General features: G+C 47.7%; 19 protein-coding genes, 2 tRNA genes and 1 rRNA gene. 7 read left to right on the top strand and 15 right to left on the bottom strand.

Annotated features, from left to right (window positions below):
• Positions 1-70 precede the first annotated feature (70 nt).
• From DU481_RS03400 to prfB, 4 genes are all read right to left on the bottom strand, one after another.
• Positions 71-146: transfer RNA gene (locus DU481_RS03400), tRNA-Ala, on the bottom strand.
• Positions 147-151: 5 nt separating this feature from the next.
• A tRNA-Ile gene (locus DU481_RS03405) sits at positions 152-228 on the bottom strand.
• Between the two features lie 103 nt (positions 229-331).
• A 16S ribosomal RNA gene (locus DU481_RS03410) occupies positions 332-1,869 on the bottom strand.
• Between the two features lie 330 nt (positions 1,870-2,199).
• Positions 2,200-3,307, bottom strand: a protein-coding gene (gene prfB, locus DU481_RS03415; RefSeq protein ID WP_121165865.1) for a peptide chain release factor 2 whose coding sequence is annotated in 2 segments (ribosomal slippage) — positions 2,200-3,225 and positions 3,227-3,307 — 1,107 coding nt in all. Because the reading frame shifts where the segments join, the coding sequence is not laid out codon by codon here.
• Between the two features lie 238 nt (positions 3,308-3,545).
• Here prfB and ispD point away from each other — a divergent pair.
• From ispD to DU481_RS03445, 6 genes are all read left to right on the top strand, one after another.
• Positions 3,546-4,250: a 2-C-methyl-D-erythritol 4-phosphate cytidylyltransferase gene (gene ispD, locus DU481_RS03420; protein WP_350132589.1), complete on the top strand. Its 705-nt coding sequence runs from the start codon at positions 3,546-3,548 to the stop codon at positions 4,248-4,250.
• Positions 4,247-4,744 carry a 2-C-methyl-D-erythritol 2,4-cyclodiphosphate synthase gene (gene ispF, locus DU481_RS03425; protein WP_350132590.1) on the top strand — a complete coding sequence of 166 codons (498 nt, stop codon included), beginning with the start codon at positions 4,247-4,249 and terminating at the stop codon, positions 4,742-4,744. The genes ispD and ispF overlap by 4 nt, the downstream gene beginning before the upstream one ends.
• On the top strand, positions 4,737-5,285 hold the full coding sequence (gene thpR / locus DU481_RS03430) for an RNA 2',3'-cyclic phosphodiesterase (protein WP_350132592.1): 549 nt from the start codon (positions 4,737-4,739) through the stop codon (positions 5,283-5,285). Before ispF ends, thpR begins: the two co-directional genes overlap by 8 nt.
• Before the next feature lie 88 nt (positions 5,286-5,373).
• Positions 5,374-6,045 carry a tRNA (adenosine(37)-N6)-threonylcarbamoyltransferase complex dimerization subunit type 1 TsaB gene (tsaB, locus tag DU481_RS03435; RefSeq protein WP_350132594.1) on the top strand — a complete coding sequence of 224 codons (672 nt, stop codon included), beginning with the start codon at positions 5,374-5,376 and terminating at the stop codon, positions 6,043-6,045.
• The gene (gene rimI / locus DU481_RS03440) at positions 6,042-6,503 is read left to right on the top strand and encodes a ribosomal protein S18-alanine N-acetyltransferase (RefSeq protein ID WP_350132596.1); all 462 of its coding nucleotides are present in this window, start codon (positions 6,042-6,044) and stop codon (positions 6,501-6,503) included. The genes tsaB and rimI overlap by 4 nt, the downstream gene beginning before the upstream one ends.
• On the top strand, positions 6,500-7,231 hold the full coding sequence (locus tag DU481_RS03445) for a uracil-DNA glycosylase (protein WP_350132598.1): 732 nt from the start codon (positions 6,500-6,502) through the stop codon (positions 7,229-7,231). Before rimI ends, DU481_RS03445 begins: the two co-directional genes overlap by 4 nt.
• 35 nt (positions 7,232-7,266) lie before the next feature.
• Here the strand turns inward: DU481_RS03445 and lplT are convergent, their stop codons facing one another.
• Positions 7,267-8,541 carry a lysophospholipid transporter LplT gene (lplT, locus tag DU481_RS03450; protein ID WP_090315536.1) on the bottom strand — a complete coding sequence of 425 codons (1,275 nt, stop codon included), beginning with the start codon at positions 8,539-8,541 and terminating at the stop codon, positions 7,267-7,269.
• 265 nt (positions 8,542-8,806) lie between these two features.
• Between lplT and alr the strand changes: the two genes are divergently transcribed.
• A complete protein-coding gene (alr, locus tag DU481_RS03455) occupies positions 8,807-9,886 on the top strand; it encodes an alanine racemase (RefSeq protein WP_350132600.1) in 1,080 nt (359 codons plus the stop codon).
• A 51-nt stretch (positions 9,887-9,937) separates the two neighbouring features.
• Here alr and DU481_RS03460 read toward each other — a convergent pair whose 3' ends face one another.
• From DU481_RS03460 to ruvX, 10 genes are all read right to left on the bottom strand, one after another.
• On the bottom strand, positions 9,938-10,732 hold the full coding sequence (locus DU481_RS03460) for a peptidylprolyl isomerase (protein ID WP_090315532.1): 795 nt from the start codon (positions 10,730-10,732) through the stop codon (positions 9,938-9,940).
• 154 nt (positions 10,733-10,886) lie between these two features.
• Entirely contained in the window at positions 10,887-11,189 is a 303-nt protein-coding gene (locus tag DU481_RS03465) for a YciI family protein (protein ID WP_350132602.1), read from the bottom strand.
• Entirely contained in the window at positions 11,189-11,803 is a 615-nt protein-coding gene (locus tag DU481_RS03470; protein ID WP_350132604.1) for a septation protein A, read from the bottom strand. Before DU481_RS03470 ends, DU481_RS03465 begins: the two co-directional genes overlap by 1 nt.
• Before the next feature lie 67 nt (positions 11,804-11,870).
• Positions 11,871-13,022 carry an NAD(P)/FAD-dependent oxidoreductase gene (locus tag DU481_RS03475; protein ID WP_350132606.1) on the bottom strand — a complete coding sequence of 384 codons (1,152 nt, stop codon included), beginning with the start codon at positions 13,020-13,022 and terminating at the stop codon, positions 11,871-11,873.
• 225 nt (positions 13,023-13,247) lie between these two features.
• The gene (locus DU481_RS03480; protein WP_350132608.1) at positions 13,248-14,030 is read right to left on the bottom strand and encodes an MlaA family lipoprotein; all 783 of its coding nucleotides are present in this window, start codon (positions 14,028-14,030) and stop codon (positions 13,248-13,250) included.
• 237 nt (positions 14,031-14,267) lie between these two features.
• Positions 14,268-16,361 carry a M3 family metallopeptidase gene (locus tag DU481_RS03485; protein ID WP_350132610.1) on the bottom strand — a complete coding sequence of 698 codons (2,094 nt, stop codon included), beginning with the start codon at positions 16,359-16,361 and terminating at the stop codon, positions 14,268-14,270.
• Positions 16,362-16,434: 73 nt separating this feature from the next.
• Complete coding sequence (locus tag DU481_RS03490; protein ID WP_350132612.1) at positions 16,435-17,709, bottom strand: dihydroorotase; 1,275 nt, start codon at positions 17,707-17,709, stop codon at positions 16,435-16,437.
• A gap of 10 nt (positions 17,710-17,719) precedes the next feature.
• Positions 17,720-18,679, bottom strand: a complete 960-nt coding sequence (locus DU481_RS03495) for an aspartate carbamoyltransferase catalytic subunit (protein WP_350132614.1) — start codon at positions 18,677-18,679, stop codon at positions 17,720-17,722.
• Positions 18,676-19,182, bottom strand: a complete 507-nt coding sequence (gene pyrR / locus DU481_RS03500) for a bifunctional pyr operon transcriptional regulator/uracil phosphoribosyltransferase PyrR (RefSeq protein ID WP_350132616.1) — start codon at positions 19,180-19,182, stop codon at positions 18,676-18,678. The genes DU481_RS03495 and pyrR overlap by 4 nt, the downstream gene beginning before the upstream one ends.
• Positions 19,163-19,648 carry a Holliday junction resolvase RuvX gene (gene ruvX, locus DU481_RS03505; RefSeq protein WP_350132618.1) on the bottom strand — a complete coding sequence of 162 codons (486 nt, stop codon included), beginning with the start codon at positions 19,646-19,648 and terminating at the stop codon, positions 19,163-19,165. Before ruvX ends, pyrR begins: the two co-directional genes overlap by 20 nt.
• Positions 19,649-19,652 lie beyond the last annotated feature (4 nt).

The raw sequence follows: 19,652 nt of genomic DNA on the forward strand, positions 1-19,652 counted from the left end.
AGACAAGAAATTTATTACATAAGCTCATGATGACAAAATAATAGTTTACTTAAATATAGTAACTATAAATTGGTGGAGGTGAACGGGATCGAACCGATGACCCCCTGCTTGCAAAGCAGGTGCTCTCCCAGCTGAGCTACACCCCCAAATATGGTGGGTCTGGGTGGACTTGAACCACCGACCCCACGCTTATCAAGCGTGTGCTCTAACCAACTGAGCTACAGACCCTTGATGAGCCCAAATCCCACTCAAACATCAGCACAAGCTTTTGATTTTAAATCTTGTCCATAAACAATCGATAGGTTGTGAGTACTTAAAAGAGATACTCTTGAAAGGAGGTGATCCAGCCGCAGGTTCCCCTACGGCTACCTTGTTACGACTTCACCCCAGTCATGAACCTCACCGTGGCAAGCGCCCTCCTTGCGGTTAGACTACCTGCTTCTGGTGAAACCCACTCCCATGGTGTGACGGGCGGTGTGTACAAGACCCGGGAACGTATTCACCGCGACATGCTGATCCGCGATTACTAGCGATTCCAACTTCACGGAGTCGAGTTGCAGACTCCGATCCGGACTACGACGCGCTTTCTGAGATTAGCTCCCCCTCGCGGGTTGGCAACCCTCTGTACGCGCCATTGTATTACGTGTGAAGCCCTACCCATAAGGGCCATGAGGACTTGACGTCATCCCCACCTTCCTCCGGTTTATCACCGGCAGTCTCATTAAAGTGCCCAACCAAATGATGGCAATTAATGACAAGGGTTGCGCTCGTTGCGGGACTTAACCCAACATCTCACGACACGAGCTGACGACAGCCATGCAGCACCTGTGTTCAGATTCCCTTTCGGGCACAAATTCATCTCTGAAAATTTTCTGACATGTCAAGGGTAGGTAAGGTTTTTCGCGTTGCATCGAATTAATCCACATAATCCACCGCTTGTGCGGGTCCCCGTCAATTCCTTTGAGTTTTAATCTTGCGACCGTACTCCCCAGGCGGTCAACTTCACGCGTTAGCTACGTTACCAAGCCTATTAAGGCCCGACAACTAGTTGACATAGTTTAGGGCGTGGACTACCAGGGTATCTAATCCTGTTTGCTCCCCACGCTTTCGTGCATGAGCGTCAGTGCTAGCCCAGGAGGTTGCCTTCGCCATCGATGTTCTTCCATATCTCTACGCATTTCACTGCTACACATGGAATTCCACCTCCCTCTGCCGCACTCTAGCTCTGCAGTTTCAAACGCAGTTCCCAGGTTAAGCCCGGGGATTTCACATCTGACTTACAGAACCGCCTGCGCACCCTTTACGCCCAGTAATTCCGATTAACGCTTGCACCCTACGTATTACCGCGGCTGCTGGCACGTAGTTAGCCGGTGCTTCTTCTGTTGATACCGTCATGAACCATGATTATTAGTCACGGCTTTTTCTTTTCAACTGAAAGAGCTTTACAACCCGAAGGCCTTCTTCACTCACGCGGCATTGCTGGATCAGGCTTGCGCCCATTGTCCAAAATTCCCCACTGCTGCCTCCCGTAGGAGTCTGGGCCGTGTCTCAGTCCCAGTGTGGCTGGTCGTCCTCTCAGACCAACTACTGATCGTCGCCTTGGTAAGCCATTACCTTACCAACTAGCTAATCAGACATCGGCCGCTCCAAAAGCATAAGGTCTTTCGATCCCCTACTTTCCTCCTCAGAGAATATGCGGTATTAGCACATCTTTCGATGCGTTATCCCCCACTTTAGGACACGTTCCGATGCATTACTCACCCGTCCGCCACTCGCCACCAGGTGCAAGCACCCGTGCTGCCGTTCGACTTGCATGTGTAAAGCATGCCGCCAGCGTTCAATCTGAGCCAGGATCAAACTCTTAAGTTTAATTCTGGTAAAACTTTCGCTTGACGTATTATGATGTTGATTAATAAAAACCAATATCTACTTATTTCTTGCGAATATTTAAATTTTTCGATTCTTTCGAATCTGCTCTCAATTTAAGTACTCACACCTATCGATTGTATTTTTTTAAAGAGCGTTGCTACTTGTTTTTTGTGTTGCGCAGTAGCGAGAAGCGGAATTATACAGAGTCTAAAAAACCGATCAAGCAATTTCTGTAGATAATTTTAATTAAATAACGTCACGAAGCCCATACTACAACAAAATCCCTTTTAATACAGTTATTTAATTTACTCAATTTTTTATTAAATTTTTTTATTTCACACCCTGTTTAAGGCTCGCCTCAATGAAGCTGTTCAAATCTCCATCTAAAACACTTTGTGTGTTACCAATTTCAATATTTGTCCTCAAATCTTTTATGCGCGACTGATCTAATACATAAGATCTGATTTGATGGCCCCAGCCTATATCTGTTTTCGTTTCTTCTATAGCTTGCTTTTCTTCGTTACGTTTACGCAACTCCGCTTCATACAAACGCGATTTCAGCATAACCATGGCATCCGCTTTGTTCCGATGTTGCGAACGCCCGCTTTGACATTGCACGACGATCCCCGTCGGGTTGTGGGTAATCCGGATAGCGGAATCGGTTTTATTGATATGTTGACCTCCCGCACCCGATGCGCGGAATGTATCTATGCGCAAATCAGCCGGGTTAATTTCAATTTCTATCGTGTCGTCTACTTCCGGATAAACAAAAACACTTGCAAATGAGGTATGACGACGATTACCTGAGTCAAACGGTGATTTTCTAACCAAACGGTGCACACCCGTTTCAGTGCGCAAGTATCCATACACATATTCACCTGTCACTTTCAAGGTAGCACTCTTGATGCCGGCAATATCCCCTGGTGACTCTTCCAACACTTCAACTGTCCACCCTTGCCTCTCACAATAGCGCAGATACATGCGCTCAAGCATGGCCGCCCAATCTTGCGCTTCTGTTCCTCCCGAACCCGATTGAATATCCACAAAACAATTCTTCGGATCCATCGGATCGGAAAACATACGGCGAAATTCCAGATTCGCAATGACCTGCTCTACCTTATTGACATCAACGGCAATACTCTCAAGCGCCGCTTCATCATTTTCTTCCTTCGCAATTTGAAATAACTCTTCTGCATCCTGCAACTGTTGTTCCATCGATACCAATGTCACCACAGTATCTTCCAATAGCTTTTTTTCTTGTCCAATTTCTTGGGTACGCTTACTGTCATTCCAGATTGCCGGATCTTCAAGCAAACGCGTTAACTCGTTTAATCGGGTCTGTTTAGCATCGAAGTCAAAGAAACCTCCGTAATTCACCAGCACGATTACCCAGATCCTGGAGATGATTAGACACTGCATTAATTTGTTCAGCTTCCATACATTTCACCCTTAGTTTGAATTTACTGATTATACCGTTTACTGGATTTTAGTTCCGAGCGCCTTCCGTCAATCCAGCCATTGCATACATATCCCCAATAACACGCAAGACGAATTGGTAACAATTTCAAACAAGCCGCTAATAAAAAATTATAATGCTCAGCTTATATATAGTTAGCTAATCGTACATTTTTATCCACCAGCTTATTTTTAAACTTGGTCTCATCATTTCTTAAATAATGTCCCAATTTTTTGCTTTAATTCCTGCCGCGGGCTCAGGCTCACGTATGGGGAACGAACTCCCCAAACAATACTTGCCGCTATGCAACAGGCCGATGATTTATCATGCAATCAAAACACTAAGTAATAATCGGTCGATTGCGGGAGTACTTATCGTACTGGCGCCCGACGATATTCACTGGTCTCAATACGATTGGTCCGAATTTTCTCAAAAATTAACGGTATTACACTGCGGCGGAGCAACCCGGGCGGACAGCGTGCTCAATGGCCTTACCGCCGCACAACAACAGGGCCTGATCAATCCACAAGACTGGGTGTTGGTGCACGATGCTGCTAGACCCTGCTTGACATCCGATCAACTGGATAAATTGATCAGTGAATTAGCCAGTGACACAGTCGGTGGATTATTGGCTGTACCTGTAGCCGATACCCTGAAACGTAGCACCGCAGACAACCACGTGCGACAAACTGAACCTCGCGATAATCTATGGCAGGCACAAACACCACAAATGTTCCGCTATGAACTGCTCACCCGGGCACTGCAAAATGCGACAAACATTAATGTGACGGATGATGCCAGCGCCATTGAAGCATTGGGGCTTCATCCCAAACTGGTACCTAGCGATGCGTACAATTTTAAAGTAACCTTCCCCCAAGATCTGGCTCTGGCCGAATTGATCATACAAAAAAGGAATCATCCGTGAGCACGATAAGAATAGGACAAGGTTTTGACGTTCATCAACTGGTTGAAGGCCGTCAGCTGATCATAGGCGGTGTTACGATCCCGCATGAAAAAGGGCTGCTTGGCCACTCGGATGCGGATGTGTTATTACATGCCATCTGTGATGCACTGTTGGGTGCAGCGGCATTGGGAGACATCGGACAACACTTTTCCGACTCCGATCCGCGCTACAAAAATATTGATAGCCGCGTGCTGCTACGCAATGTATACAACTTGCTGGAAAATAATCATTACAAATTCGTCAATCTTGATGCAACCATTATTGCGCAGGCCCCCAAAATGGCGCCGCATATCCCGGCAATGATCGCCAATATTGCGCAAGATCTGCAAACCTCAGCACGCAACATCAATATCAAAGCCAAAACCGCCGAGCATTTGGGTGCGATCGGCCGCAAAGAAGGCATCGCAGCCGAAGTCGTATGCCTGATTGACCGCGCGGAAAGCAAGATTGACTAAACAAGATACTGATCCGGAAATAAAATCCATTCGTGTATTCTTTGCTATTTCTCCCAGTAAATTTGTACAAAAACAGCTGGCGCACCAGGCCGAATTACTGGCGCCCATTTGCGGCGGGCGCCAAATCGTAATGCCGCATTTTCACCTCACGCTGGTATTTCTGGGTGATGTCAGCGTTCAGCGCATCGAAACGCTCCGGCACATCATGAAAAATATAGCGGCAAAGAAATTTGCGCTTTATTTAAATAAGATCAGCTACTGGAAACACAATCAAATTATTTACCTCCACGCGAAGCAATTCCCGGCTGAACTGTTCGATCTGGTTGCTGCATTACAATCAGCTCTGTCAGAAGCCGGATTCGTATTTGACCACCGGGTATACAAACCACACATTACGCTTTTCCGGAAAGCCTCGCATCCAGTCAATACGGAGCTGATCAATCCTATCCATTGGCCTGTCAGTGAATGGATTCTGTTGCAGTCGAAACCAACACAAACAGGGATTGACTATGTTCCACTCGGTCATTGGCAGTTAAAATAAGCAGTCAGCGGCAAGAGTTCTATGGCTCAAACTTATTTCTCAACCGTATTGACAGTAAAATTCCCACATACCTCGGCCCGCAATTAACTTGAAAATTCTCGCTCTCGAAACCTCTACTGAATTTTGTTCCGTTGCACTCAGTCTGGACGGCAAAGTATCCGGTCAGGAAATCCTTGCCGGGCGCAATCATTCTGAAATGATTCTCCCTATGGTACAAAAATTCCTGGCCGAAGCAGAATTAGCATTGCAACAATTGGATGGCATCGCTTTCGGCGCAGGCCCCGGATCATTCACCGGTCTACGCATTGCTTGTGGGGTCGCGCAAGGTTTGGCTTACGCCACCGGTCTCCCGGTTGCGGCAATCAGCACACTGGAAGCCGTCGCGCAACAAATTGATGCAGAGAAAGTGATCGTAGCCCTTGATGCCCGTATGGGTGAGCTTTATTATGCCGCCTATCAGAAGTCGGCATCTGCTGATTGGACAACTATCAACCCGCCCACGCTTTGCCTGCCGCAACAAGCGCCTGCAGTTTCCGGTAATGGGTGGCATGGATGCGGTAGCGGTTTTGATGTTTATCCGGATTTATCACAGTTGTATCGCGAACATATTCAGCAGATCCATTATGGACTGCACCCGCGAGCACACGAAGTGGCGCAACTTGCGCTTCCTAAATTCCGCGATGGCGCATGCGTTGATCCGGCTCATGCAATGCCCGTATACATCCGCAACAAAGTCGCGCTAAAGGAAAACGAGCGATGAACATGGTAGCGCAACAACCTATAGAAATTAGACCGATGCAGCTCTCGGATTTGGATCGTATTATCCTGATCGAACGGGAAATCTTTCTGTTCCCTTGGTCACTGGGAAACTTTGCCGATTCCATCAAAACCGGATATGTGTGCCGGGTTCTGCAACAAACCGATACGCTGATGGGTTACGGAATCATGATGATGAGTCCCGAAGAAGCCCATATCCTCACCCTCGGCATTGCCGCCAATTGGCAAAAAAAAGGCTTGGGGAAAAAAATGCTGCAATTCTTCATTCAGCATGCCAAAGAACAAAGTGCAAAATCGATTTTCCTGGACGTACGCGAATCCAATCAAGGTGCCGCACAGCTCTATAAACAAATGGGTTTTCAGCATATCGCCACACGCAAAGGCTATTATCCCGCCATGTGCGGACGCGAAGATGCGCTTGTTATGCGGCTGATGTTATGAACACCCGGCGCAGACAAATACTGAAGGAATTGAATTTGCTGCCGGTGTGGCGCTTAAAATCAGATACCACCCAGCATAGCGAAGCCACGGAGCCGTATGTTGCTGCAAACGAAAATTCACCGCTGCCGTCCGAGCCTGTGAAAAGCACAACGCAGACGTTGCCGATCGCACAAATGGATTGGAATCAATTGAAGACGGCGGTAGCGCATTGTGTTGCGTGCCCACTAAGCCAAACACGCACACAAACCGTGTTTGGCGTTGGCGCTGAGAATGCCGATTGGCTATTCGTTGGAGAAGGTCCAGGCGCGCGCGAAGATGAAATTGGTGAACCGTTTGTCGGGCAAGCCGGCAAGCTGCTGGACCAGATGCTCGCCGCGATTCACTTAAAGCGCGGCGAGCAAGTCTATATCGCCAATATTGTCAAATGCCGCCCGCCCAATAACAGAAATCCGAGCGCGAATGAGGCAGCCCAATGCGAGCCTTACTTAACCCGGCAGATCGCATTAATCAGACCCAAGCTTATCGTCGCGTTGGGCAAGGTTGCTGCACAGAATCTTTTGAAGTGCGACGACAGCATCTCCAGCTTGCGTGGCAAAGTACACGATTATTCAGGCATACCGTTGATTGTTACTTACCATCCGGCTTATCTGCTGCGTTCTTTGCCTGAAAAGGCAAAAGCTTGGAAAGATTTGTGTTTCGCACAAACAACAATGCAATCGCTGCGATAGCATCTGTTCTTCATGCAACATCACTCCACGCGAAATCAGTGTATTTTTTTTGCCCCGATCAAATGAAGTGAGTCTTCTTTACTTTGATTTAACAAATGCCATTTCCGGATCAATGCCATCATGACAGAAACAAATAATCCGAAAGCGGCAATCACAATATAGATGTGCACTTCAAACCATATCAGCAACGCATAGAGTAACAGCATCGCCAGAATACTCAGGTTTTCATTGAAATTTTGCACCGCAATGGAATGTCCGGCGCCCATCAAAATATGTCCGCGATGTTGCAGTAAAGCATTCATCGGCACGACGAAGAATCCTGCCAATCCGCCAATCAGCATCAGCAATGCGATGGCGATCCATAGATCTTTTACCAGAATCATCGCCATCACAACAATGCCCATCGCAATGCCCAACGGGATTACTTTGACGGACTGCCGCAGCGAAATCCACCGGGCTGCCATCACAGCACCCACGGCAATCCCCACTGCGACCACACCCTGCAATTGCGCGGCTTGATTGAGCGGATAATTCATCGCTACTTCGGCCCATTTCAACACAATAAACTGCAATGTCGCGCCCGCCCCCCAAAACAGCGTGGTCACCGCAAGCGAGATTTGTCCCAGCTTGTCGGCCCATAATAATTTCAAACAGTGACTAAACTCGTGAATCAGAAAGAAAGGATTCTTTTTGGGAATACGATGATCAACACCGGTATTCGGAATGTACAGATTGAACAACGCCGCGATGGCGTAAATGACAGCGATGATCAGAATACCGCTTTCCAATGCGTTATCGATTCCCGTGTCGATAACAGGAAAATCAAACTGCAGCAGCGCACCGGCAACGGAAGGAGTAATCAGCACTCCGCCCAATACCGTACCCAATACTATCGATGCTACCGTCAACCCTTCGATCCAGCCATTGGCAATCACCAATTTCTCCGCAGGCAATAATTCGGTCAAAATGCCGTACTTGGCAGGCGAATAAGCAGCCGCACCCAACCCCACTACCGCGTACGCAGCCAATGCGAAATATTGATGCATGGCGATGAAGAGCAATCCGCAGCCGGTAATTTTGATGGTGTTGCTAATAAACATGACGCGCCCTTTGGGCATAGAATCCGCAAATGCGCCAACGAAAGGAGCCAGAATCACGTAGAACAACACGAAAACAAACTTCAGCATGGGTGTTAAATAGGCAGGTGCATGTAAATCAATCAACAGTGCAATCGCCACAACCAGCAACGCGTTATCTGCTAATGAAGAGAAAAACTGCGCCGCCATAATCGTATAAAAACCGCGTTCCAAGCTATTTCCTTGTATATTTATTTTTTCTGAGTAGATTCAGGACTGAATCATTCTTTCATGCAATACATCACTTATGTAATAAAATCACCAGCGGCTGATCCCTTCAACCGCCTCCGGTCGGGCGCACAAGATTAGATTAGCATATCATGCCTCCTTGCATGTTAAGTTATGGCGACATAATAGTTAAATCGGTATCACAAAATTAGATTATTATAAAAAAACTTGCGAATAATACTCGCTCTTGTTTATTCTGAACATTAAATTCATGCCACGCCCAACCCAAGCTTTTATCGACCTTGCCGCTTTAACTCATAATCTGTCCATAGTCCGCAAACATGCTCCACAGTCGCGCATCATGGCAATCCTTAAAGCCAATGCTTACGGTCATGGATTACTCCATAGCGCCAGCGCCCTAAAAGACGCCGATGGATTCGGATTACTGGAGCTGGATGCGGCAATATGCCTGCGTGATGCCGGTTACCAGCATCCGATCTTGCTCCTGGAAGGTTTTTTTTCAACCGAAGAATTAGCGATCCTTGAGCAATACCGTTTGAGCGCGGTCATCCATCATGCTGAGCAAATTGCCATGTTGTCAGCTTCCAAGCATTACAACATCGATTTGTTTATAAAGATTAATACCGGAATGAATCGTTTGGGGCTAGCACCACAGCAATTTTCACAAGCCATCGGCACACTGATCGAGAAGCAATACTACAAAAACATTACCTTGATGACACACTTTGCTTCCGCTGATGAACCTGACGAAGAAAAAAATGTCCTTCGCCAATTACAATACTTCGCAGCCATCACGAAAGAGTACCGCCATTATCCCAGATCACTCGCAAATTCCGCAGCAATCATTCATTATCCTGTCACCCATGCCGATTGGGTGCGCCCTGGCATTATGCTATACGGGGCCTCGCCTTTCACGGATAAAACCGCGGCGGAGTTGGACCTGCAACCCGTCATGACGCTTTCGAGCAGAATTATTGCTACACAGGATTTGGGAATTGGTGACAGAGTCGGTTATCACGGCCTTTTTCAAACGGTCGAGCCAATGCGCATCGGCATTGTCGCATGCGGTTACGCGGATGGATATCCACGCCACGCGCCGACGAACACCCCCGTATTGATCAATAATCAACGCAGCCGGTTGTTGGGCCGAGTGTCAATGGACATGCTCGCGGTAGACTTAACCGGTATTGAAAATGCCGGATTGAATAGCCCCGTTACATTGTGGGGGAAGGGATTGTGTGTTGATGAAGTTGCTCAGAGCGCTGGTACAACCAGCTATGAGTTACTTTGCGCACTTTCTGCCCGAGTAGAAAAAACTGCTTCGCTGTAGAAACACAACATCACAATCCGATCTACTCAGGGCACATCTCAATTACAAGCTTTACTCTACTTTTGCTTTGCTGCGTAATTCTTGTACCACTGTTCCAAATTCGCGCTGCAATACACGTTGTTGAATATTTTGCTTAACTTCTTCAAAAGGCGGCACTTCCATTGGACGGATATCCATTAACTGAATCACGTGCCAGCCAAAAGAAGTTTGCACGGGTTGTTCAGTCAATCCGCCTTTGGATAATTTCACCAGTGCTTCGGAAAATGGTCTGACATAAGCTGCCGGTGGACTCCAATTAAGCTCACCGCCATTTTCTTTACTGCCGTCATCAACCGATTTCTCTTCAGCTATTTTTGCAAAATTACCACCTTTTTTGAGTTTTGCAATAATATCCTTGGCTTCATTCTCATTGGCGACAAGAATATGGCGTGCCTTGTATTCTTTATCTCCCATCTGCACTTTCAGAACTTCGTATTCTTTGCGCAAGGTCTCTTCACTCACCACATTATTTCTTATGTAGTCCGCTTGAAAAGCTCTGACCAGCACTGCTTGGCGAGCTATTTCGAGTTGTGCGATTACGTCGGGATCTTTATCCAATTTCTTTTTCACTGCTTCTTGCGCGAGAATCTCTTCAGCAATCAGATTTTCACGCAAAGCCTTTCTCATTTCCGGACCATCAGGCTGTCCTTGCGCCGCACTGGCCTTCACCATTAATTCCAGACGTGATTGCGGAATTGCTACGCCATTTACCTTAGCCACGGTACCTGTTGATTGGGCTTGAGCTGATAGTGTAATCACTCCTAAAACACTAATCATCATTGCCTGTGAGAATTTCGTCAAACGCATTGAATTTCCTTTTTTGTGATTGAGATAAAATTATATTCGCCAGAATATATCGCCGCGAGAAAGTATACGCCTTAACTGAATCGACGTGAATCTCTACAGACCATTATTTCTATTGAATAACTTGATACTGTTGAAGAAATGGTGTGCAATCGCTTTATGCCGGCAGCACCTTTTTAAAAGGCTTCACGATCACTTTCTGATAGACACCCGCACTAATGTAAGGATCGGCGTTAGCCCATGCCTGCGCTGCCTCCAGGGATTCAAACTCGGCGACAATCAGACTGCCGGAAAACCCTGCGGGACCAGGGTCTTGACTGTCGATAGCCGGATAAGGGCCGGCCAAAACCAAGCGTCCTTCATCCTGTAATACTTGAATTCTTTTCAGATGCTCCGGACGGACTGTCATCCGTTTTCCCAAGCTATCCGGTACATCTTCTCCATTAATGGCATATAACATTATTGTTCCTTGTTCGCTTTATTTTCTCTTTCATCCTTGAAATCATCCGGCTCACTGACAGGAGCATCCTCAGTCAATGCAGCCGGCGCATCTTTCAAATACTTCCCTAACATCAACACTTGTGCGATAACAAAAACAAGCATCAATCCCGTAGCACCAAAAAGCTTAAATGTAACCCAGGTATCTACTGGAAAACTAAACGCGACATAAAGGTTGACACACCCCATCGCTAGAAAAAACCCCACCCAGCTTAAATTGAGTCTGCTCCAGACAAAAGGCGGCAAAACCATCTGTTTCTCAAGCATTGCCTGTATCAGGTTTTTTCTAAAAATTACATGGGATCCCATTAAAACGGTTGCGATTAACCAATACAACACGGTCGGTTTCCATTTGATAAACGTTTCATCCTGGGATATTAATGTCGCACCGCCAAAAATGACAATAACAGCCAAATTGATCCACATCATTTTATCGACGTGGCGATTGCGAAACCAAAGCCAGACTATTTGTGCAATCGCTGCGACCATCGCAACCGCCGTGGCGATGAAGATATCGTACAGCTTGAACGCCAGGAAAAATAAAATTACCGGAAATAGATCAAAGAGAAATTTCATCGCTGTAAATATCGTAAATTTTTAATGGCTCGTCCGAGAGTAGATCATCAAAAGCAAGAAATGTTTCTTACTCCAATACCGGAGGTAAATGAGGAGTGAGGCTATTTTTCTCCTGCGTCGCCGCACCTAACAAAGCATAACCGAGCAATCGACCGGCATCATCTTTATAGAGTGCCTTTACGCCATTCTGATCGGCTTCCACATGCCATTCACCTTTTATAGTGAAATCAGGCGGCGAAACAACCGCGGGACATGCAGGTGTTTTAACGATAACCGGCATCGCTGGATAACGAACTTCTGTCGGATTACCTGCAAGCGTTGCCGCCAGAGCCCGGGCTGCATGCGTAATCGGCATCACAAAAGGCAGCACTTTTCCTGCCACTTCGGCGCAATCACCCAAGGCGTAGATATTGTCAAACTGCGTTTGTAATAAGCGATTCACGACAATTCCCCGATTAACCGAAATACCGGCCGATGCCGCCAGTTGCGTACGCGCACGTAACCCGACTGCGGACAGAACGATATCAGACTCAATTGCACTTCCGTCGGCGAATGTCAGACGTAGCTTTTCTTGCACCTGATCAACGGACTGTGTGGTTGCATTCAAATGAAAAGCCACACCCACAGCTTCCAGCCTTTGCCGTATAAATACCCCGCCCGCTGGCGGCAAAAGACGTCCCAGCGGCTGTGCGCTGATATCTATCACATCGACATGATAACCGGCGGTTGCCAAATCATTGGCAAATTCACAACCAATCAAACCCGCACCAATAATGCTGATACGTTTTTTTCCGGTCAGTGCAACGCGAAATTTTTTATAATCGTCAAGATCATTAATAGTCAATATATTCGCTACACCATCGCCCGAAAGCGGCAAATGCACCTGATCAGCGCCCAACGCCAAAACCAATTGATTGTAAATAATCTTCTCACCATCGGCCAATGTCACTTCACACGCGGTTTGATCAATCGCGCTGACACGACAGTGGGGGCGAATGGAAATCTTCAATTGTGATGCCATTTGAACTGCATCACCGTTGACAATCGATTCGGGAGTCTTCCCAGATGACAATGCATTTGACAGCATGGGTTTGGAGTAAAAACCGCCATGATCAGCAGATAGCATGACGACATCAAGTTCCGTATTCAGTTTACGTAATTCACGCGCCACCGCATAACCGGCTAATCCACTTCCTATAATAACTACGGGATTCTTCATTAACTTAGATCTCCACCATCTCTAAATCCACCTCATTCACGCTTACCCTATGACCGTCATCGCACCGTCATAGCGGCAATCGGCTGCTTTTTTGGATTAACAAAAAACAAAGCACACTGATTAGCGGAGTAAGCTTCCTAATCAATGTGCCTTGTTTGTATCTACTTTATTGGTATGCGCACGGATGCGGCATGCATCCGAAGATCAAAACGACTCCCGCGCTATTTATTTTTCTTCAGCCTTATTGTTCACCAGACTTGTACGTCTTTGCAAATAAGCATCGCGCACGAATTCATACTTATCCAATGCAGCTTCTTCCAGTGTCTTATCTTGTTCCAGGAATTGTGCTCGTGCATTAACCGTTCTCGCTGCAGCCACAGGGAAACGTAGCGCTGTTTTATTAAGATAAGGAACATCGGTCATAAAAACACCGGTCACCCCTTGTGTCACAGGATCCATAAAGAAGCTGTCGACAGCGATACCGAATGTATCGCGAACAGAACTTGGCCCCAGCAAAGGCAATACGATGTAAGGTCCGCTGCCGACTCCATAGCGTCCCAGTGTCTGACCGAAATCTTCGTTTCGTTTGTTGAGATTAATATCGCTCACAGCACTGATATCACTCGCGATATCGATCATGCCGAATATCCCAAAAGTGGTATTGACCAATAAACGTGCACTGCTGGCAAGCGCGCTCTCATAATTTAATTGCAGCACGGAGTTAGTGATTACCACCACTTCGTTCAAATTGGAGAAAAAGTTTCCGACAACCAATTCAACCGGATCGGGTGTTACCCGCTTATAGCCTCTGGCCACAGGGTCAAAAACATTGTCGTACACCATTTCATTGAAATTAAAAACAGCGCGATTCATGGATTCCAGAGGATCATTCACACCATTTTGGTTGTTCACATTCGCACTCGCCGTTGTCTTCGTTGAGGCACAACCCGTTAAAAACAAACCAGAAACCAGTACAGCAACAGCTACGGTACGGATAATATTAATCATGTTCTTATTTCTTCTAATAAAAATTTCGATCGATCTTGCCACATTTATACGATAGGTTCAATACAACCCCGCACAAAGTGCTATTTTTGTTCAGGCGGCCATCCATCGATATTATGCGGAATAATTACAAAGTTTCCAGTTCATCAGGCGCCCGGCGTTCAATATACGACAGATTATGCCTGCACTTTATAAATTATGACTCAACAATAGAATGGACAAAACAATGCAATTCTCCGGTTAAGCCGCTTCCATCCCGCTATGGCGCAATAACGCATCCAATTCCGGCTCACGTCCTCGAAACGCAATAAATGACTCGAGTGCGGAGCGGCTTCCTCCCACAGCCAGAATTTCTTCCAGAAAATGCGAACCCGTAGCTGCATTCACCACGCCATCCGAAGCGGTTTCTTCAAACATGCTGTAAGCATCCGCCGAAAGCACTTCTGCCCACTTATAACTATAGTACCCCGCGGCATAGCCACCTGCAAAAATATGCGCGAAACTGTTGGGGAAACGGTTAAAGTCCGGTGGAATAATTACTGCGACCTGATTGCGGATATCATCCAATAACTGCAATACCGTCCGATCGCCATCCGGTTTAAAATCGAAGTGCACATGCATATCGAACAGCGCAAACTCAATCTGCCGCAACATCTGCAAGCCACTTTGGAAATTCTTGGCTTTTATCATCTTATCGAACAGCGCTTTGGGTAATGACTCTCCTGTTTCAATGTGCTGAGTCATTCCGGTCAACACATCCCACTCCCAGCAAAAATTTTCCATGAACTGGCTCGGCAACTCCACCGCGTCCCATTCAACGCCGTTAATTCCGGATACACCCAAGTCTTCCACTTTGGTCATCAAATGATGCAAACCATGACCGAATTCATGAAATAGCACGATCACTTCATTATGCGTAAATAAAGCCGGGCGCGGTTGATGATCCATAGTAACCGGCGCTGAGAAATTACACGTAAGGTAGGCAACGGGTAATTGTATAGTGTGCTTCGTCGATTGCTGATCATCGATCCGGCGGCGTGTAATCGCGTCATCCATCCAAGCACCGCCGCGTTTAGTTGGCCGGGCGTAGAGATCCAAATAAAATTGACCGATCAATTCACCGTTGGCGTCATGAATATCAAAAAACTTCACATCGGGATGCCAGCACTGAATATTGCGTGCAGACGCCGCAAGCGTGATGCGGATACCGTACAGCTTTTCCACCACTTTAAACATACCGGTCAATACTTTATCTTCAGGGAAGTATTGCTTAACCTCCTGATCCGAAAAAGCGTAGCGCTCTTGCTGCAATTTCTCGCTGACATACGCCAAATCCCATGCTTCAAGTTTCTTCAGATTCAATTTCTCCGCGGCAAACTGTTGCAGTGCTTGTAGGTCGGCCACAGCATAGGGTTTTGCCTTAACCGCCAGTTTCGTCAGAAAATCCAAAACTTGCTGCGGAGAAGTTGCCATTTTTGTGGCCAGCGAAACCTCAGCATAATTATCATAGCCCAGCATGTGCGCCGCTTCACGGCGTAGTTCCAATATTTTATTGATCAGCGGCATATTATCCTTGCTCGAATCCCCCTGACTATCGAACTCGCTGGCACGCGTCGCATAGGCGCGATACATCTGTTCGCGCAAATCGCGGTTATCGGCATATTGCAGCACGGGAAGATACGATGGCATGTGCAGGGTGAATTTCCAGCCTGTTTTGCCATCCGCTGCGGCTGACTGTTGCGCCGATTGCAGCACATCATCCGGAATACCCGCCACCTTCTCCGCATCGTCAATCAATAATGAATAAGCATTGGTGGCATCCAGCAAATTATCGCTGAACGTGGACGTCAATTTTGATAGTTCTTCCTGGATTTGCAAGAAACGTTGTTTCTGCTCAGTCGGCAACTCAGCACCACCCAAACGGAAATCGCGCAATTCATTGTCGATGATTCGCTTCCGTGCCGGCGTCAGTTGGTCGAATTCCGCACTTGCACGTAACTGTTTAAATTTCTCAAACAACCGCACATCCTGCGATAACTCGGCATAAAACTGCGTGATCAAAGGCAGATTGGCATTATAGATCTCACGCAGTTCCGGCGTATTCATCACCGCGTTCAGATGCGACACCTGCCCCCAGGCACGGGATAACCGTTCATTGGCATCCGTCATTGGCTGCACAAAAGTTTTCCAGGTAGGCGCTTTGTCATCCGCCCGCACCTTATCAATCACCGCGCGATTTTCCTTTAACAAGGTTTCAATCGCCGGTGTGATATGTTCGTTGTTGATTTCTGCAAAACGCGGCAGTCCGGAAAAATCAAGTAATGGGTTTGACATGTTGCTCCAAATAATCAGTTAAAAACAAATTCTGTAACAATTGTGCTGCTGAATAAACAAAATGCCGCCCAGTTCAGTGCTCATAAACAATATGACCATTTACCAAGGTATATTTAACGCCACCCGGAATTTCCATCCCCATAAAGGGCGTGTTCTTTCCTTGGCTTAAAATGGCTGACGAGGTCACCTTCCAGTAATGGTCAGGATCAAAAATACAGATATCCGCAGCACTGCCGAGCGATAAATGCCCTGCGTCAATTCCCAGTATCCGGGCCGGATCCGAGGTAATCTTGGATAACACGTTGGGCAACGGCAGCCGCATTTCCGATCCCCATTTCAAAGTGAGCGGCAGCAACAACTCCACTCCCGTCGCACCCACCTCGGATTGACCGAACGGTAATAATTTGGCGTCTTCATCTACCGGTGCATGATCCGAACAAATCGCGCCGATCGTGCCATCCAGCAAACCATGACGCAACGCATCGCGATCACTCGAGCTGCGCAATGGCGGCATCAGATGACAATTGGAATCAAAAAATCCGATATCCATATCCGACAGGTGCAAATGATTAATCGACACATCGCAAGTGATCGGCAAACCTTGCTGTCTGGCTGAACGAATCATCGCCAGACCCTCAGCGCTGGAAATCCGGCACAAGTGCACTCTGACGCCGGTTTCCTTGGTCAATAAAATAATATTACCGATGGCAATCGTTTCAGCGCACACTGGAACGGTCAGCAAACCCAGCCGGGTCGCCACTTCACCATCATGCGCCACCCCATCGCCGGTCAACGTGATTTCCTGCGGACGCAGCCACACGCTAAAACCGAATGTCGATGCATACAACATGGCCTGCATGAGCACCCGCAAGTTCGGCAATAACCCGTCCGGTTGCCCAAAAACCACGCATCCGGCGTCGTTCAGTTCGGCCATCTCGGTTAAGCGTTCACCCTTCAACCCTTGCGTCAATGCGCCAATCGGATAGACATGCGCCTGATTGAGGCTTTTGGCGCGATGTTTCAGCATTTCCACCAATCCCGGTTCATCCAAGGGTGGATCGGTGTCCGGCGGGCAAGCAATGCTCGTGACGCCACCGGCAACCGCCGCAGCCATTTCGGATTCCAGCGTGGCCATATATTCCAGCCCCGGTTCACGCAGACGCACCGACAAATCGACCAACCCCGGACACACGACAAGCGATTGCGCATCAATCACACGGCTGGCCTGAAATTCATCCGGCGCCGTGCCGATGGCAACGATTTTACCTTTGGCAATAAAAATATCCTGCACGGCATCGATACCGTTTTTGGGATCGATCAAGCGCCCATTTTTAATATGAATTTTCATGCAACCGCCTCTAAACCTGATTGCCTGCCAGAATTGACATCACCGCCATGCGCACCGCTATGCCGAATGTCACTTGCGGGAGAATTACCGATTGTTTGCCATCCGCGACTTCCGAATCAATCTCGACACCGCGATTCATCGGCCCCGGATGCATCACAATGGCATCGCGCCTGGCGAGCGACAGTTTTTCCGGGGTCAGCCCATAATATTTAAAATATTCCTCCGGACTGGGTAAATTCGCGCCTTTCATGCGCTCATTCTGCAAGCGCAACATCATCAGCACATCGATATCCTTCAGTCCCTTCGCCATATCGTGATAAACATGCACCCCCAAACGCTCCACCATTTTGGGCAGCAGCGTTTTAGGCGCGATCACACGTACTTCCGGCACACCGAGCGTGGTCAATGCATGAATCTGGGAGCGCGCGACCCGTGAATGCAAAATGTCGCCAATAATAGCCACGCGCAAATTACGAAAATCGCTTTTGTAGCGCCGGATCGTGAACATATCCAATAACGCTTGCGTCGGGTGTGCGTGGCTGCCATCACCGGCATTGATCACATGAATCTCCGGCTGCACATGCTTCGCAATCAAGTGCGCCGCGCCGCTCTGCGCATGCCGCACGACAAACATATCCGCGTTCATCGCGGAAAGATTATTGACCGTGTCCAGCAGTGTTTCACCTTTGGATTGTGCAGAAACGGCAATATTGAGATTGAACACATCCGCCGATAAACGTTTGGCGGCAATTTCAAAGGTTGTGCGCGTGCGCGTGCTGGGTTCAAAAAAAAGATTGAATATCGACTTCCCGCGCAATAAAGGGATTTTCTTGACATCACGTTCCGTGACACCGACAAATGACTCTGCGGTATCGAGGATATGCAATAAAACAGAAGCGGGTAATCCCTCGGTTGTCAGCAAATGCTGCAACACGCCATTTTCATCCAGCTGCGGGTTCCTATTGATCATTCGGGCATGCTCTTATCGTACAAATGAAAGCTTAACTTTCCGTTCTTTCCACACTTTAACTCAAGCATTTTATCCGCCGGTAACTCCAGCGTAATGCCGGTATATTGCGCGGTTATCGGCAATTCCCTGCCGCCCCGGTCAACCAAAGCAGCAAAACTAATCGAAGCGGGACGGCCGTAATCGAACAATTCATTGATTGCGGCACGAATGGTCCGTCCCGTTTGCAACACATCGTCCACCAGCAGAATATGCGCGCCTTCCACTACGAACGGTATTTCCGATGGTTTAACCTGTGGATGCAAGCCTATCTTATCGAAATCGTCGCGATAAAAAGCAACGTCCAGCGTTCCCAGCGGTTGCTTGGTCCCCAGCGCTTGATGCAGGCGCTCGGCCAGCCACACTCCACCGGTGTGAATACCGACCAGCGCAAAATCCCTGCCCGCATCGGCTTGGATTTTTTTAGCAAGACTGTCGAATGCTTTCTCAGCGTCTGGTAATTGCATACTGCTCGTCAAAGAATGATTGAAGGATTTGTTGTGCCGCGACCTGATCCAATACCGCTTTTTGTTTTCTTCCCGTGATACCGGCTTCGCGTAACGTTGCACTGGCTGTTTCGCTGGTATAACGCTCGTCTTTCATGATCACTTTGATATTAAAACGGCCTGACAGCCGTCGCGCGAAACGCTGGCTTAATTGCGTCAATTCATGCACCGTGCCGTCGCTATGCAGCGGCAAACCCACAACCAGCAAAACCGGCTGCCAGGTTTGGATCAGTTGCCCGATCAGCGCGAAACGCCGTTCCGTCACTTCACTGTCCACCGTTGCCAGCGGGTGCGCCACCCCCACGGCTGTATTACCAATCGCCACACCAATGCGTTTTTTTCCAAAATCAAAGGCCAGCACAGCTCCGGCTGGAAACTGGTCTGGCACATGATTTTCCGGTGGCTCATCGAGAAGACTTTCCGTCATACGA

The sequence above is a fragment of the Nitrosomonas sp. genome (assembly GCF_040240425.1).
GTDB lineage: Bacteria > Pseudomonadota > Gammaproteobacteria > Burkholderiales > Nitrosomonadaceae > Nitrosomonas.

Bases quoted from the DNA above. Each gene is read 5' to 3' on its own strand.
- pyrR (WP_350132616.1), bottom strand. From the start codon at position 19,182: ATGCAATTACCAGACGCTGAGAAAGCATTCGACAGTCTTGCTAAAAAA.
- DU481_RS03445 (WP_350132598.1), top strand. From the start codon at position 6,500: ATGAACACCCGGCGCAGACAAATACTGAAGGAATTGAATTTGCTGCCG.
- rimI (WP_350132596.1), top strand. From the start codon at position 6,042: ATGAACATGGTAGCGCAACAACCTATAGAAATTAGACCGATGCAGCTC.
- DU481_RS03460 (WP_090315532.1), bottom strand. From the start codon at position 10,732: ATGCGTTTGACGAAATTCTCACAGGCAATGATGATTAGTGTTTTAGGA.
- ruvX (WP_350132618.1), bottom strand. From the start codon at position 19,648: ATGACGGAAAGTCTTCTCGATGAGCCACCGGAAAATCATGTGCCAGAC.
- DU481_RS03480 (WP_350132608.1), bottom strand. From the start codon at position 14,030: ATGATTAATATTATCCGTACCGTAGCTGTTGCTGTACTGGTTTCTGGT.
- DU481_RS03465 (WP_350132602.1), bottom strand. From the start codon at position 11,189: ATGTTATATGCCATTAATGGAGAAGATGTACCGGATAGCTTGGGAAAA.
- alr (WP_350132600.1), top strand. From the start codon at position 8,807: ATGCCACGCCCAACCCAAGCTTTTATCGACCTTGCCGCTTTAACTCAT.
- DU481_RS03495 (WP_350132614.1), bottom strand. From the start codon at position 18,679: ATGATCAATAGGAACCCGCAGCTGGATGAAAATGGCGTGTTGCAGCAT.
- DU481_RS03475 (WP_350132606.1), bottom strand. From the start codon at position 13,022: ATGAAGAATCCCGTAGTTATTATAGGAAGTGGATTAGCCGGTTATGCG.
- DU481_RS03490 (WP_350132612.1), bottom strand. From the start codon at position 17,709: ATGAAAATTCATATTAAAAATGGGCGCTTGATCGATCCCAAAAACGGT.
- DU481_RS03470 (WP_350132604.1), bottom strand. From the start codon at position 11,803: ATGAAATTTCTCTTTGATCTATTTCCGGTAATTTTATTTTTCCTGGCG.
- ispD (WP_350132589.1), top strand. From the start codon at position 3,546: ATGTCCCAATTTTTTGCTTTAATTCCTGCCGCGGGCTCAGGCTCACGT.
- DU481_RS03485 (WP_350132610.1), bottom strand. From the start codon at position 16,361: ATGTCAAACCCATTACTTGATTTTTCCGGACTGCCGCGTTTTGCAGAA.